Raw genomic sequence first — 14,555 nt, 5'->3', positions numbered from 1 at the left:
GCATAGCGGCGCGCCGCAGGCTACGAGCCTTTCTGGCCGGGCCCCGCGCTAGGCGAAGCTCCTCACAGTTGTGGCAGACCCTCGCGAATGGGCGAACTGCCGTCCCAGTCCGCCGCGATCTGCTTGATTGCCTCGCGGACGCGCTCCTTGAACGGATCACGGTCACTGATCTCGATGCAGACCTTGGGTTCGCTCGGATGGATCACGAACACCGATCTACCGGGGCCCGACAGGGGCTCGAACACCGAAGACCAGCCTTTGGCGTGAGCGGCCTTTTCGACGCCGTCCACGTCCTCGGTCCAGACCGCCACATGCTGAACGTGCAGCTCAGGCGTCTGCTTCAGCGCGTCTTGGTAGAGGGACGGCGCATCGTTGTGTTGCTCGACGATCTCGAACTGCAGATCGCCGCAATTCGCCATCGCGATGGACACCTCAAGCTCACGCGGCTGCCCCTTGTAGAGCATCGACGCCTTCATATTCCGAAGAACGAACCACGGGCCCATTCCCCACGCCTCGACGAAGTAACGCATGCTGCGGTCGATATCGCGCGACATCAAACCGATCTGGCGGACATCTCCAAACACAGACGACATATCAGTTCTCATCGAAAAGGCCGCGCACGCTGAAGCGCAGCGATGCGCGGCGCGGTGGAAGATCAGCGTTGAGCGAGGCCGGCGTTACCCCGGCCAAGCGGAACCTTCAGGGAGTTCAGGAGGAAGGCCGTGGTGAGGTACTGGCCGACCATCATCGGAAACTCGATGAGCTGAGCTTCGTCCCAGGATTTCGCCAGCAACCTCCAGGTCTCGTCAGACACTGCGAAGTCGGCCACCAGCTCTTCGACACCGCGCAGGATCGCCGCATCATGCTCGCTCCAGCCCGCCCCGGACGATCCTAGCGTGACGCGTTCGATTTCCTCGGCCGTCACGCCGCAGCGCTTGCTGATCACGACGTGCTCGCCCCACTCGAACGGCGCGCCCGCCAGCCACGATATGCGCAAGACCGCAAGCTCCCGCTCTCTCGGGGAGATGCGGCCGTTAAACAGCACGTTGCCCATCTCCATCTGGCGACGGAAGATCGGCGGGTGCTTGGCCATCACGCGCATGAATTCAGGCATGACGTCCACGGGCGGGGCGCCGGCCGACTCGCGCAACGTGTTCACCAGGGACCACGCGTCGGGGGCGATCTGGTCGTTGGGAATGGCGTCTATCCGCGGCCCGTGGCCGAGCGCCTGCGCGTGTCTCGCGTCCGCGTCATAACCGCCTCGGCCGGTCTCCGGGGCTCGTGTCCGCTGCAAATTCAGTCCTCCCGTTCGTCGCGCCAGAGCCGTGGGGCTACGCTGGTCGCGCATGAAGCATCCGGCCTGGCGCCGGCAATTCAGCGCGCAGGATCGCGCCCGAGCCCGACTCCGTGATGAACAGCGATTTTCTGTCGGCGCCGCCGTAGGCGCAGTTGGTGACCTTGCGCCCCTTTGGCGAGCGGATCCGCAGGATCGGCTCGCCAATGTCGTCGAACAGCCAGGCGCAGCCCATGCCCACGTGGCACACCGCGATGTTGTCGTCCTCGTCCATCGCCAGGCCGTCGGGCCCGTTGCCGCCGCTCATTTGGATGAAGGTGCCCACCTTGGTGACGCCGCCGTCGGCGGTCAGCGGCACGCGCCAGATCGCGTTCGCCCGGGTGACCGCGACCATGAGGGCGGTTTCTGCCTTGTTGAGGACGAGACCGTTGGGGCTGGGTATCCGGTCGAGCAGCAGCTCCAGCCCGCCGTCGACCCGAAGCCGATAGACCCGGCCATAGGGGTCGTGCAGGCCGGACATGCCCTGGTCGGTGAAATAGAGATCGCCGTTGCTGGCGACGGTGAGGTCGTTGCAGCCGCGGAAAGGCTCGAGCAGCCGCCGGACGAGATATGGCTCGACCGCGCCGGTGGCGGGATCGAAGACCATCAGGCCATTCTTGAAGTCGGCGATCAAGCCGCGCCCGTCGGCCAGGAACTTGAGCCCGTTGGGCTGGCCGTCGTACTCGGCGCCAACCGAGACCTCGCCGCCCGGGGTGATCTTCAGCAGCCGGCCCCAGGGAATGTCGGTGACCCAGAGGTTGCCGGCGGCGTCGAAGCACGGACCTTCGAGATAGGTCGGCGTCGGCGCCCCATTGATCTGGGCGTCGGCCCAGTCCGATCTCCGGTTTCCGAAGCAGATCGGCTCCGGGATCACGGTGAAAACGTCGGCCGTGACGCAGGGCGGCGGCGCATACATCTGAATCGCTCCGGAGCTATCTGTTGGCGGCGAGCCACTCGATCAGAATTCGACTGAACTGCTCCGGATACTCGACCATCGGGATGTGGCGCGCGTTCTTCAGCTCGATGTAGCGGGCGCCGGGGATGAGGTCGGCGATTTTGCGATTGCCGGCCGGCGGCGTTCCGGTGTCCCCGTCGCCGCACACCACGAGCGTCGGCGTCCGGATCGAAGGTAGCCGATCGACGATGTCGAAGGTGTCAATCGCGATGCCACCGCCGCGGTAGCCCGCGGGCGTCGTGCGGCAGATGGTTTGATGCACCTGCCGCCAACGGTCCGGGCGGCGCGTCTGGAAGTCCTCGGTGAACCAGCGAACCATCGTGGTGTCGGCCAGCGGCGCGACCGAGCCTGCGGCGGCGATCGCCTCGAAGCGGGGCGCCCAGAGCTGCGCCATTCCGCCGTCGAGCGCCGCCGGCGCCGTGCCGCAAAGCATCAGCGACAGCAGGCGATCGCCATGCTCGAGCGCGAAGGTCTGGCCGATCATCCCGCCGATCGACAACCCGACGAAATGTACCTGGGGGATCTTTAGGAAATCGAGAATGCCCGCGACGTCGTTGGCCAAGGCCTCCATCGCGTAGTCCTCGGGACCGGCCTCGCTGCCGCCATGCCCGCGCATGTCGAGCCGCAGCACGCGCCAACCTTGCGCCAGCAACGGCGGGACCTGCTCCGCCCAGATGCCGCTGTCCGACGACAAGGCGTGAGCGAGGCAGACGACGGGGGCGGCCTCATCCCCAATGATGTCGTAGCGGAGGTCGCGGCCGCCGATGTTCACCAGCATTTCAGCACTCTCTCGCGGCCGCGGTCATTTGCGCATGTAGGCGTCATCGCCTTCGATCCAGTCGCGGCGAGGCGGGCAGAATATGTCGAGTTCGAAGGTGTCCTCGTCGGCGCTGGCGCTATGCAGCAGGCCGCCGGGAATGAGGACGATCTCGCCCGCGCCGACGAGGACCTCCTCCGCCTGGTCCTCGCCGAACCGGAAGCGGAGCGCGCCGCTGAGGACGTAGGTGTACTGCTCGTTGTCGTGCCGGTGGGCCGGCACGCTGTCGCCTTTGGCGAAGTGGATCTGGCCGACCATCATCTTGTCGGAGTGGACAAAGCGGCGGGTGATGCCGCCGCGCATGCGGTCCAGTCGGACATCGTCCCAGCGCGACACGACAGCTTTCTCTTCACTCATGGTCTACGGCTCCAAGTCTTGTTCATGCGCCATGCGGACCGAAACGGCGCCAAGCGCACCGAAATCACCGCTGATGCGATCGCCGGGCTTGATCGCCATCGGCGCTACGCAGGTCCCCGTGGTGACGAGCTGGCCTTCGGCGAGCGGAATGCTCAGTTGCGAAAGCTCGTTCGCCAGCCACTGCAGCGCCACCCGCGGATCGCCGAACACGTTGCGGCCGACGCCGGCGAAGCTCGCGTCGTTCACCGATCCGGTCACGCGATAGGCCGCCAGGTCGACGTCTCTCCAGGACGCGGGCGCCTCGGGCCCTTCCACGAAGAAGTGGGCGCAGGCATTGTCAGCGATGAGCTGTGGCGCGCCGACGCGCTCGAACGCCTCGTAGCGGGAGTCCGGGATCTCGATGGACGGATGCAGCGTAGCGACGGCGGCGAGGACCTCATCGACGCCAAAGGGTTCGGCCCGTGGCGCGAGCGTCGCGCCCATTCGGAATGCGAACTCGATTTCGGCGACGCGCATGTGGTTGACGCCGAAGGGGCAGACGCCGCCGTTCGCGATGACGCGCTCCTTCAGCAAGCGCCCGGCCAGCGGACCATCGACACCGATGTGCGCCTGGCCGGCCGAACTGGTCGCCGCGATCTTCCAGCCGAACAGCGGGGCGGCCGAGAGCGCCTCCAGGCGGGCCTGGATGCGGTAGCCCTCCGCCCGGCTCACGGGCCGGACATCCTCCGGCAACTGGTCCAGCCGCGAACCGTCGGCCCAGTGGCCGGTCAGCAGGCGCGAGGCGATCATGTCAGGAGTCATGGGCCGACCCCGGATTTACGGCACGAGCACGACGCCGCCTGGGCTCTGCCGAGCTTCGAGCAGGCGGTGGGCTTCCGCGGCTTGCTGAAGCGGCAGGACGACGGGCTCGATCGGCTGAATGACGCCTTGCGCGAAGGCGTCAAAGGCCTGCTTGGCGATGTCGCGCAGCATTTCAGGCGTGCGCAGATAGTGAAACACGATCGGCCGGCTGACGGTCAGCGAGCGCGTCGCCAGCAGCGACATCGCGAACGGCGGCGCGGGGCCTGAAGCCTGGCCGTAGCCGACCAGATGGCCTTCGAAGCCGAGGGCCGCGACGCTGCCGTCGAAGGTGTCTGCGCCGACCGAGTCGTACGCCGCGGCGACGCCCGCGCCTCCGGTGATTTCGGCGACGCGCGCGGCGACGTCTTCGTGCCGATAGAAGATCACATGCTCGGCGCCATGCGCCCGCGCGACCTTTGCCTTGTCCTCGCTGCCGACGGTGCCGATGACGGTCGCGCCGAGACGGCGCGCCCAGCTGCACAGCAACTGGCCGACCCCGCCGGCCGCCGCATGGACCAGGATCGCCTGTCCGCGCTCCACCCGATGCACCCGGCGCACGAGCATGGCGACGGTGAAGGCCTTCATCAGCGAGGCCGCCGCTTGGACGTCGGTAAGCGTGGCGGGAAGCTTGACCGCCAGCCCGGCGTCGAGATTGCGCGCTTCGGCGTAGGCGCCGTACTGGCCGGTGACGTAGCCGACGCGGTCGCCTGGCGCCAGATGAGCGACGTCGCCGCCGACCTGCTCGATGACACCGACGGCTTCGATCCCCGGCACGCCGGGCAGCGGCAAGGTCTGGTAGAGCCCGGAGCGGACGTAGACGTCGTGGTAATTGACCCCGATGGCGACCTGCCGGAGCCGCACTTCGCGCGGACCCGGCGCGGTGAGCTCGCTTTGGGCGACCTGCAGGACCTCAGCCGGTCCCGGCTCCTTCATCAGGACGACGCGGGTCATAGGGCGGCCTCGAACGGGAAGGGGAGGGCGACGATCACAGGTCGTCCTTCCAGGCGCCTTTGATCTGCTCGATCCCGGCGTTCTCGATGACCGTGCGCAGCCCCAGGATATCGAGCGGAAGCTCGCCGGCGGCGATTCGGGCGCGAACCTTCACCTCGTTGGCGGCGCGCGCCTCGGCGCCCTCGACCGCCTTCGCCAGCAGGGCTTGCGGGATCACCACCACGCCGTCGGCGTCGGCGGCGATAATGTCACCGGGCTCGACCAAGACGCCGTCGACGACGATCGGCACGTTGACCGCAGCCGGCCCCCGCTTGTCGGGCTGCTCGACGGAGATGTGCGTCGACCAGACCGGGAACCCCAGCTCGCGAACGGCGTCGGTGTCCCGCACCGCGCCGTGGACGACGGCCCCGGCGACGCCTTTCTTGACCGCAAAGCCGCAGGCCACGTCGCCCCAGAGCGCCCCTTGGTGTCCGCCGCCATTGGTGAAGACGAGCACGTCACCGGCCTGGGCGGTGTTGAGCGCGGCATGGATGGCCAGGTTGTCGCCCGGATAGTTCCAGGCCGTGATCGCCGGCCCACAGAGCCGCTGGCGCGGCGCGATCGGCCGCATCGAAGGGCCCATCAGGCACATGCGGCCGGCGATGACGCCGAGGGCGCCGTGGAGGTCAGCGACGCCGAATTCCGACGCGCGCGCCAGCAGCGCGCGGTCGGGACGCGGGATGTCGCTGTAGATCACGGACTTGAGCGGCTTCATTGGACGACCTCCGGATTGAGCAAGGTGGCGGGACGTCCGCCGGCCACGATGGTGTCGATTGCGTCGGCGCAGGCGATCGCCATGCCCTTCATGCCGCTTTCGGTCACCCCGGCGACATGCGGCGCCAGAACGACGTTTTGCAGGGCGAAGAGCGGGTGGTCGGCCGGCGGCGGCTCGACCTCGAAGACGTCGACGCCGGCGCCCGCGATGGCGCCTGACGTGAGCGCGTCGGTCAGGGCGGCTTCATTAATGATACCGCCGCGCGAGCAGTTCACGATGATCGCCGAGGCGCGCATTTTCGCGAGTTCCGGCGCGCCGATCAGATTGCGCGTGCCCTCTGTCAGCGGAACATGGATCGAGATGACGTCGGCCCAGGCCAGAAGCTCATCCAGGGTCATCGGCGTCGCGCCCGCCGCGGTAATGTCGGCGGCCGCCACCACGGGATCGTAGGCGCCGAGTTCGGCGCCGAAGCCTTGGCCGCAGATCTTCGCGGTGCACCGCGCGATCCGCCCGAAGCCGATCAGCCCGACGCGCGCGCCGGTCAGATCGCCCAAGCGCGTGGTCCAACGCTCGTTCCAGCGGTCCTGACGGACGATCGCGTCCATTTCGCGAACCCGGCGCAGCAGCGCGAGAATGAGCGCCACGGCGCCTTCGGCGACGGCGGTCGAATTGTTCCCGCCGGGGGTGTTCGCGACCATCACCCCGCGCTCCGTCGCGTACGGGATCGGGATGTTGTCGACGCCGGCGCCGTGCTTCACGATCGCCTTAAGCCTGGGCATCCTGGCGAGCAATTGCTCGGGCAACTCGGTCGTGCGCACGACGATATGCGTCACCGCCTCGATGCGCGGATCGTGCTGCCCCTGCTCTGGTGTGATCACCTCATAGGCGGCCGCAAGCCGCTCCGCGCCGACCGGATGGATCGGATCGACGATGTAGACGAGCGGAGCCTCGGCGCTCATGCGACCTCCAGGTTTTCGCGGAAAGTCTTGCCCTCGTACTCGGTCCGGTAGATCCCGCGCTTCTGCAGGATCGGCACGACCTGATCGACGAAATCCTCGATGGACGAGGGCATGACGTGCGGCGTGACGTTGAAGCCGTGGCAGCCGGTCTCGCGCCAGATCGTCTCCATCTGATCGGCGACCTGCTCGGGCGTGCCGACCAGCTGCGGCATGCCGACGGCGAGGCCCCAACGGATGGCGACGTCGCGCAGGGTCAGCGGCTTGTCGCCGACCGCGGTGCTGAACGCCTTCATCAGGCCTTGCGAGCCTTGGGTCTGCATCTCTGCCAGCGGCTGGTCGAGCTCCATGCCGGAGAAGTCGACGCCCATGGATCCCGACAGTCGGGCGATCGAGGCCTCCGGCGGGATGCGGTCGATCAAGCCATTGAGCTTCGCTCGCGCCTCTTCTTCCGTGCCGCCGATGATCGGCTGGATACCGAAGGTCACGCCAGGCACGCGGCGAACGCCTGTTTCCGCGGCAAGCGCGTGGAACTCGGCCATGAACCGCTTCATCGAGGCGAGGTTCGGCTGGATCGCGAAGACCACCTCGGCGTGCTTCATGGCGAAGCGTTGGCCGCGCCCTGAAGATCCTGCCTGGAACAGCACGGGCCGCCGCTGAGCCGAAGGCCAGGCCGGTGACACCGTGTTGCAGCGGAAGTACTCGCCCGCGTGATCGAGGATCTCGATCTTCGCCGGGTCGGCGAACACGCCGCTGGTCTTGTCGGCGATGATGGCGTCGTCGGCGACGCTGTCCCAGAGCCGATAGCAGATGTCCATGTACTCTTCGGCGCGGTCGTAGCGCTGGTCGTGCTCCAGCACCGGCAGGCCGAAGGCGCGATGCTCGCCGCGCAAATGGCCCGTCACGATGTTCCAGCCGATGCGGCCACGGGTGAGATAGTCGAGCGTCGAGAGCGACCGCACCAGCGCATAGGGATGGTGCGGGCCGGTCGACACGGTGGCGGTAAGCCCCAGATGTTCGGTGGCGGCGCCGATGATCCCAAGCAGTGGAACCGGGTCGTGGGTCGGCCAGCACACGCCATAGCGCAGGGAGTCATCCAGCCGCTCCTTGTAGCGGTCGAAAACTCCGGGAGTGTCGGCGAAAAAAATCGCGTCGAAGCGCCCGCGCTCGAGCGTGCGGCCAAGCTCCTGCCAGAGCTTCATGTCGCCCAGGGCCTGCAGGCGATTATCCTTCGGGTCGGCCCAGCTCAGGATCGTGTGGTTGATCGGGGAATTGATCTGAAAGCTGACCAGATGAATTTGCTTTCCCATCGCATCCCCTTCCAATTCCGGCTGGCGGCGCAGCGTCTTTTTGCAGCGGATCCGGAGCACCGCAGACGCCGAGCGGAACCGCCGGCGAGTCCGCCGCGACGGGGGACCCATCCACGGTCATGATGCGCGACCCGCCTCTTTCAAGATGACCGGATCGCATACTTCATCTTGTCCGACAAGCCTTGTCAGACAAGGCTATTTGATAGGAGTGGAACGCCAGGGCCGCGCCGGCGCGCTCGACGATTCAACTTCGGGGAAGACCTATGATAGCTGGGCGTGGTGAACCCTGAGCGACCGAGGACCGAGCTGGCTGATCAGCGCGACACGCAGGCGACCATCCACGCGGCCATCGCGCGTCGCATAGGTACAGCCATCCTGTCCGGTGAACTGAAGCCGGGCGACTGCGTCGGGGGGGAGATCGGCCAATCGCGAACGATGGGCGTGTCGCGCGCCGCCTATCGCGAGGCCATTCGCCTGTTGCTCGCCAAGGGGCTGCTGGAAACCCAAGCTAAGGCGGGCACTCATGTCGCGCCGAGGCGGCGCTGGAACCTCCTCGACCCGGAGGTGATCGCCTGGACCTTCGCCGGCAAACCCGACCCGCGGTTCATTCGAGATCTGCTGGAACTGCGAGCCCTTGTGGAGCCGGCCGCCGCCGGCTTGGCCGCCCTGCGGCGCAGCGAAGCCGAACTGGAAGAGATGCGGACGGCGATCTATGCGATGACCGCGCACGGCCTAAATTCCGCCGCGGGTCAGGAGGCCGACCGCCAATTCCATAACTCGCTGCTCGCGGCGAGCGGCAACGAGGCGTTCGCCTCGCTGTCGAAATCGATCGAGGCGGCCGTCCAGTGGATCACCCTTTACAAGAAGCGGCATGACCTGTGGCAGTCGGACCTCGTCGAAGAGCACACAGCTGTCTTCGAGGGGATCGCTAATAGAGACCCGGAGCGGGCTCGGCAGGCGATGAGCGACCTGCTCGGGATCACGCTTGCGAATGTGAGGACACAGTTCCCCGAAGTCTGAGGGCTATGGGCCCGCTGCCCTTCGTGTGCTTGATGCGTCAAGGAGAAAGAAGGTTCGGGAAACGAACATGGCGCTAGCGGCGTCTACGCCGCCGCTCTTGCACGGTTTTGCAGGCCCAGGGCGACTGGAGCACCATTTGTAGGACTGCCGATCTCGTTCACGCCGGCGGCCCGACGGGCGGAGACGCTGGAGGTCCCCGCCTAGCCCGGGAACCGGACCTTCGACGAAGCTGGTCACAATCTAAGTGGAGGAGGCGCGCTCCGCGCGCACAGCCGATGGATCAATCCCGCCTGCAGACGATGCTCGATCACTTCGAGATCACGCAAACGATCGCCGAATACTGCCACGGGTGCGACCGGAGCGATGAAGCCCACATGGGCAGCGCCTATCTCGAAGACAGTTGGGACGACCACGGTCACATCAAGGCGCCAGGGCGTGAGTTCGCCCGCCTGATGACGATCGACATCCAGGCGCAGAGCACCAGCCTGTCGCACCAGTTGGGCCAGTCGCTGGTGCGGGTGGACGGCGACGAAGCGGGCGCCGAGACCTATTTTATCGCGGTCTCCCGCAGTCTGGACGCGGACGGCCGAGAGCTGTGCAACCAGCTGGGCGGGCGCTACGTCGACCGCCTGGTGCGTGAGGATGGCCGCTGGCTGGTGAAGCACCGGATCGCCGTCCGCGACTGGTCGATCAGCCTGCCCATCGAGCAAGACTGGCTCGCCGAGGCGGGCATGAAGCCGGGCCTGCGGTCGAACGACGACCCCTCCTACGCCGCGCTCCAGCGGGTCCATGGGTCCGGTCATTTGAAGCCGGCCTGACCGATGCATGCAGCGCGCGGGCGACTGCGGATTTGACCAGTCACGCATCCTGCTAGCCAAAGGATTGGCAAGCAAGAAACAGATGCCGGCGAGGGCGCGCCGAAGACGGCAAAGCCGGTCTGGGAGCAGCGCCAGTTCGCGGCGGACGAGCAGTATCGCGACGTCCTGGCGGACATGCCGCTGATCGAGGTGACGCGGATCGGAGACTCCGCTCCCGAGCCCCTGCGTCCGGTCGGGACGCTTCCGTTCTCCGGCTACAGAGCCCTAGGCATGGGGCATGTCATCGCTGGCGCAGGTGGCCGATCGCTGGCGCTGCACGGCACCGATGTGCTGAACCTCTGGCGTCCGGGAGAGGGGGAGCAGGAGACGGTCTACGCCTCAGCCAACGTGGGGGTCCGCTCGGCCTGGCTCGATCCGCGCGCGGACCGCACCCTCTTGAGCGAGTTGCTGCGCGAGGCGGACATCTTCTTCCACAACCGTCGTCCGGCTTTCCTGCGCGAGATCGCCCTGATGCCGGAGGAGGCGGCGCGCGAACGGCCGGGCCTGATCTATGTGTCGATTTCGCTGCACGGCCTGCATGGCCCGTGGGCCGAGCGGCCGGGCTTCGATCAATCCGCCGGCTGCGTGTCTGGCATCATGGCGCTGGAAGGGTCGCCAGAACAGCCGCAGCTTCCACCGATCGTGGTGGTGAACGATTATCTCACCGCCTGGCTGGCGCAGGTGGGCGTTGTCTCAGCCCTTCGCCGGCGCGCGGAGGAGGGCGGCTCCTATCATGTCCATGTCTCCCTCACCCGCGTGGCGCTCTGGATCCTCTCGCTAGGGATCTTCGACAAGGCCTGGGCCCACCAAGTCGCGGGCAGCGCTCGCCGAACATTGCCTCCTCGACCCAGAGACCTTCACTGCGGCGACCGCCATGGGCGACTACCACGGCGTGACCGACCAAGTGGTCATGTCGCGGACGCCAGGGGCTTACGACCCCGTGCTGATCCCTCGAGGAGCTTCTCGCGCGGAGTGGCGCTGAGCTCGCTAAGGCAGTGCGCCAACATGCTAATCGGGTGATTAGCATCGCTTGACACGGAAGGGCGGAGCGGGCGTGATGTTAGTCACGCGACTAACACGCTGCCGCTCGTCAGGCGCGGCGGTCGCGAATGATGAAGAGGTGGGCGGCGTCGGCTCAGCCGGGCGCGCCACGTCTCGCAATTTGCGGAGGAGCGCTGCGGCCGGTGTTTGCGCTTGAACGCCGACGATTGGGCCATGCAGGCCAATCGCAGCTTCCTTCGTGATCGGCATGTGATGTGACGCTCCGCATCGCGTGGGCTTGAGCAGGAGCTCGATCTTGGCGGACTTCGATCTGGTCATTCGCAACGGGCTGATCTGCGATGGCGGCGGCGGCGAGGTGTTCCGCGGCGACATCGCTGTAGGGGACGGCGTGATCCGTGCGGTCGGTTCAGTCGAAGGCAAAGGCCGCCAAGAAATCGACGCTTCGGGAGCGCTGGTCACCCCGGGCTTCGTCGACATCCACACCCACTACGACGGGCAGGTCACCTGGGAGCAGCGCCTGAAGCCCTCCTCGGAGCACGGCGTCACGACCGTCGTCATGGGCAACTGCGGCGTCGGCTTCGCGCCCTGCAAGCCGGAGGAGCGGCGGCTGCTCGAGAAGGTGATGGAAGGGGTGGAGGACATCCCGGAAATCGTCATCACTGAGGGCCTGCCCTGGGCCTGGCGCACCTTCCCCGAATACCTGGACTTCGTCGCCGACCGCCGCTTCGATGCGGACTGCGCCGCCTACATCCCGCACGCCGCGATCCGGGTCTATGTCATGGGCGACCGCGGCGCGCGCCGGGAGCCTTCGACGCCTGAGGACCGACGGCAGATGCGCGCGCTGGTGGCCGAGGCGGTGCGGGCGGGCGCCATCGGCGTCTCCACCTCGCGATCGCTGGCGCACCGTGACGCGGACGGCGCCACCGCCCCGCACGTGCAGGCCGCGGAGGCGGAGATGCTCGCCCTGGCCGAAGGCCTGCGCGACGCCGGCGGCGGCGTCTTCCAGGTGGCCGCAGGTCTCACGGGCCAGCAGCTGAAGGGGGTGATCCCCGAAGCCGGTGGGATTACGCCGCAAGAGGCCGTTCGTCGGGAGATTGCGCTCTACCAGCAGATCTGCCGGACCTCAGGTCGCCCGCTGACCTTCTCGCTCAGCGAGGTGAACGAGGCGCCCGAGATGTGCCGACAGGCGCTCGATCTGGTCGCCGAGGCGAACCTGGAGCCGGGCGTCACCCTGATGGCTCAGGTCTTCCCGCGGCCGATCGGGCTGCTGTTCGGGCTCGACCTGTCGCTCAACCCCTTCAAACTGCACCCCGCGTACCAGGCCATCGAGCACCTGCCGCTGGCGGAGCGCGTGGCGGAGATGCGCAAGCCGGAGGTCCGCGCGGCGATCCTGGCGGAGGCGGCGGATCCGGCTCACCCCAACCCCATTCATCGCTTCCTGGTGGAGCGCTCTCTGCAGGCGTTCCCGTTCGCCGAGCGGATCGATTACGAGCCGGACCGCGCAACCAGCCTCCCGGCGATCGCCGCGCGCGAAGGGCGGTCCATCGCCGAATGCGCCTACGACGCGCTGCTGCAGCGGGACGGGGCCGCCATCCTTTTCCTGCCGATCAACAACTACGCGCACGGCAGCCTCGACAGCATCCGCGAGATGCTTGTCGACGCGAACACGTTCGTCGGGCTGGGCGATGGTGGGGCGCACTACGGCTTCATCTGCGACGCCAGCTACCCCACCTTCCTGCTGAGCTACTGGACGCGCGATCGCACCAAGGGCGAGCGGCTGGACCTGACCTGGGCGGTGCACCGGCTGAGCCGCCGCAACGCCCTGGCGGTGGGGCTGGCGGACCGCGGCCTGCTCGCACTGGGGCTCAAGGCCGACATCAACATTATCGATTACGACCGTCTTCAACTGGGCGGTCCAGAGCCGGCGTTCGACCTGCCGGCCGGCGGCCGACGGCTCACTCAGAAGGCGGACGGCATCGTCGCCACCATCGTTGCAGGCGAGGTCACCTATCGCGCGGGACGCAGCACCGGCGCCCTGCCGGGCAGGCTGGTGCGCGCGGTCGCCAACGAGGCTCAGCAGGAAGCAACCACGACGGAAGGCGCACGGTGACGGCATCCGACGAGGCCGCGGTCGCGGCGCCCGCCAAGAGCAGGACGCTCGGCCCACGAACGGCCCTGGCGATCCTGTTCGCCATCTCGGCCTGCAGCATGGCCGACCGCTTCATCCTCTCGATCCTCGCGCCGGACATCAAACGCGACATGCAGCTGACCGACCTGCAGCTTGGGCTGCTGGTCGGGCCGGCGATCGCCATCCTCTACGCCGTCATGTCGGTGCCGCTGGGCCACCTGGCCGACCGGGTGAACCGGGTGCGCTTTCTTTCAGGCTGCCTCGCCATCTGGAGCGTCTTCACCGCGATGGGCGGGCTGGCGATCAACGGATGGCAGCTGGCGCTCAGCCGCCTGGGCGTGTCGGCTGCGGAGGGCGGCTGCGTGCCGGCCTCGATTTCCCTGATCGCCGACTATTTTCCTCCTAAGCGCCGGGCGCTCGCGAGCGCGGTTCATGCGTCCGCCAGCAGCGTCGGCATGCTCCTGGCCTTCGGGGTGGGCGGCCTGGTGGCGCAATACTATGGCTGGCGAACCGCGCTCGTGGTGGCCGGGCTGCCCGGCGTCGCGCTGGCGCTGCTGACGCTCCTCGTTCTGCGGGAGCCCGAGCGGGGCGCGCTGGACGTCACCGGCGTTCCGAAGCTTGCGCCGGACTCCTACTTCCGGAACCTGCGGTACCTGTTCTCCCTGCCGATCTATCGCCGGGCCCTGATCGGCGCGGGCCTGATCCACATCGTCACCTCGGTCGTCACCTCCTGGGGGCCGACCTTCCTGCTTCGCAAGTTCGGGGAAGACTCCAGCATCGTCGGCGTCCGCTTCGGCCTTGGGCTGGCGGTGCTGGGCGCCTCGTGCATCCTGCTGTCGGGCTGGATGGTCAACCAGATCGGCGTGGCCCGCTTCTCGCGCAGCTTGCGGATCGTCGCGCTGATCGAACTGGGGGCGGCGGCCTTTGTTCTGCTGGCGCTGTTCTCGCCGGACTTCGGCGTCGCCGTGGCGGCGATGAGCCTCACCTACGGCTTGGCCAGCGTCTACCTGCCCACCCAACTGGCCATCGTGCAGAACTACGTGCCCGCGAGTATGCGAGCGACCGGATCGGCGACCGCGTCGCTGATCGTGATGCTCCTGGTTCACGGGCTGGCGCCGCCGCTCGTCGGCGGCTTGAGCGATGCGCTTCAGCCGAGACTGGGCGACGGCGGCCTGGGCGTGGCGATGCTGATCATCGTCCCTGCAACCCTGCTCTCGGCGATCCAGTACCTCCGTACGGCCAAGGCCGCCGACGATCTCGCACGTTAGCGCCGGC

General features: G+C 67.5%; 15 protein-coding genes. 5 read left to right on the top strand and 10 right to left on the bottom strand.

The genetic code is table 11. The features are described from left to right. Positions 1–62: 62 nt before the first annotated feature. The 10 genes from ACSQ14_RS24550 to ACSQ14_RS24505 form a co-directional block, all read right to left on the bottom strand. A complete protein-coding gene (locus ACSQ14_RS24550) occupies positions 63–593 on the bottom strand; it encodes a VOC family protein (RefSeq protein ID WP_436017476.1) in 531 nt (176 codons plus the stop codon). Positions 594–655: 62 nt separating this feature from the next. Beyond that, positions 656–1,348, bottom strand: a complete 693-nt coding sequence (locus ACSQ14_RS24545; protein ID WP_436017474.1) for a carboxymuconolactone decarboxylase family protein — start codon at positions 1,346–1,348, stop codon at positions 656–658. After that, positions 1,332–2,249, bottom strand: a complete 918-nt coding sequence (locus ACSQ14_RS24540) for an SMP-30/gluconolactonase/LRE family protein (protein WP_436017472.1) — start codon at positions 2,247–2,249, stop codon at positions 1,332–1,334. The genes ACSQ14_RS24545 and ACSQ14_RS24540 overlap by 17 nt, the downstream gene beginning before the upstream one ends. Before the next feature lie 16 nt (positions 2,250–2,265). After that, a complete protein-coding gene (locus ACSQ14_RS24535; protein ID WP_436017470.1) occupies positions 2,266–3,066 on the bottom strand; it encodes an alpha/beta fold hydrolase in 801 nt (266 codons plus the stop codon). Positions 3,067–3,090: 24 nt separating this feature from the next. Then, positions 3,091–3,462: a cupin domain-containing protein gene (locus ACSQ14_RS24530; protein ID WP_436017468.1), complete on the bottom strand. Its 372-nt coding sequence runs from the start codon at positions 3,460–3,462 to the stop codon at positions 3,091–3,093. Between the two features lie 3 nt (positions 3,463–3,465). Beyond that, positions 3,466–4,251, bottom strand: coding sequence for a 2-keto-4-pentenoate hydratase (locus ACSQ14_RS24525; protein WP_436017466.1), 786 nt, complete (start codon positions 4,249–4,251; stop codon positions 3,466–3,468). A gap of 27 nt (positions 4,252–4,278) precedes the next feature. Then, positions 4,279–5,253: a quinone oxidoreductase family protein gene (locus ACSQ14_RS24520; RefSeq protein ID WP_436017464.1), complete on the bottom strand. Its 975-nt coding sequence runs from the start codon at positions 5,251–5,253 to the stop codon at positions 4,279–4,281. A gap of 34 nt (positions 5,254–5,287) precedes the next feature. Further along, entirely contained in the window at positions 5,288–6,007 is a 720-nt protein-coding gene (locus ACSQ14_RS24515) for a 4-carboxy-4-hydroxy-2-oxoadipate aldolase/oxaloacetate decarboxylase (RefSeq protein WP_436017462.1), read from the bottom strand. Further along, a complete protein-coding gene (locus tag ACSQ14_RS24510; RefSeq protein WP_436017460.1) occupies positions 6,004–6,966 on the bottom strand; it encodes a hydroxyacid dehydrogenase in 963 nt (320 codons plus the stop codon). The genes ACSQ14_RS24515 and ACSQ14_RS24510 overlap by 4 nt, the downstream gene beginning before the upstream one ends. Further along, the gene (locus ACSQ14_RS24505) at positions 6,963–8,273 is read right to left on the bottom strand and encodes an NtaA/DmoA family FMN-dependent monooxygenase (RefSeq protein ID WP_436017458.1); all 1,311 of its coding nucleotides are present in this window, start codon (positions 8,271–8,273) and stop codon (positions 6,963–6,965) included. The genes ACSQ14_RS24510 and ACSQ14_RS24505 overlap by 4 nt, the downstream gene beginning before the upstream one ends. Before the next feature lie 276 nt (positions 8,274–8,549). Between ACSQ14_RS24505 and ACSQ14_RS24500 the strand changes: the two genes are divergently transcribed. The 5 genes from ACSQ14_RS24500 to ACSQ14_RS24480 all read left to right on the top strand — a co-directional run bounded on the left by ACSQ14_RS24500 (position 8,550) and on the right by ACSQ14_RS24480 (position 14,548). After that, positions 8,550–9,293, top strand: coding sequence for a FadR/GntR family transcriptional regulator (locus ACSQ14_RS24500; protein ID WP_436017456.1), 744 nt, complete (start codon positions 8,550–8,552; stop codon positions 9,291–9,293). A 275-nt stretch (positions 9,294–9,568) separates the two neighbouring features. Then, positions 9,569–10,111, top strand: coding sequence for a nuclear transport factor 2 family protein (locus ACSQ14_RS24495; RefSeq protein ID WP_436017454.1), 543 nt, complete (start codon positions 9,569–9,571; stop codon positions 10,109–10,111). A gap of 174 nt (positions 10,112–10,285) precedes the next feature. Continuing rightward, entirely contained in the window at positions 10,286–11,170 is an 885-nt protein-coding gene (locus ACSQ14_RS24490; RefSeq protein WP_436017452.1) for a CoA transferase, read from the top strand. 277 nt (positions 11,171–11,447) lie between these two features. Beyond that, entirely contained in the window at positions 11,448–13,262 is a 1,815-nt protein-coding gene (locus ACSQ14_RS24485) for an N-acyl-D-amino-acid deacylase family protein (RefSeq protein WP_436017450.1), read from the top strand. Then, complete coding sequence (locus ACSQ14_RS24480) at positions 13,259–14,548, top strand: spinster family MFS transporter (protein ID WP_436017448.1); 1,290 nt, start codon at positions 13,259–13,261, stop codon at positions 14,546–14,548. Before ACSQ14_RS24485 ends, ACSQ14_RS24480 begins: the two co-directional genes overlap by 4 nt. Positions 14,549–14,555: the final 7 nt, after the last annotated feature.

It is taken from the genome of Phenylobacterium sp. LjRoot219, from assembly GCF_964252995.1.
GTDB lineage: Bacteria > Pseudomonadota > Alphaproteobacteria > Caulobacterales > Caulobacteraceae > Phenylobacterium.
This window is presented reverse-complemented; position numbering and strand designations above follow the sequence as displayed.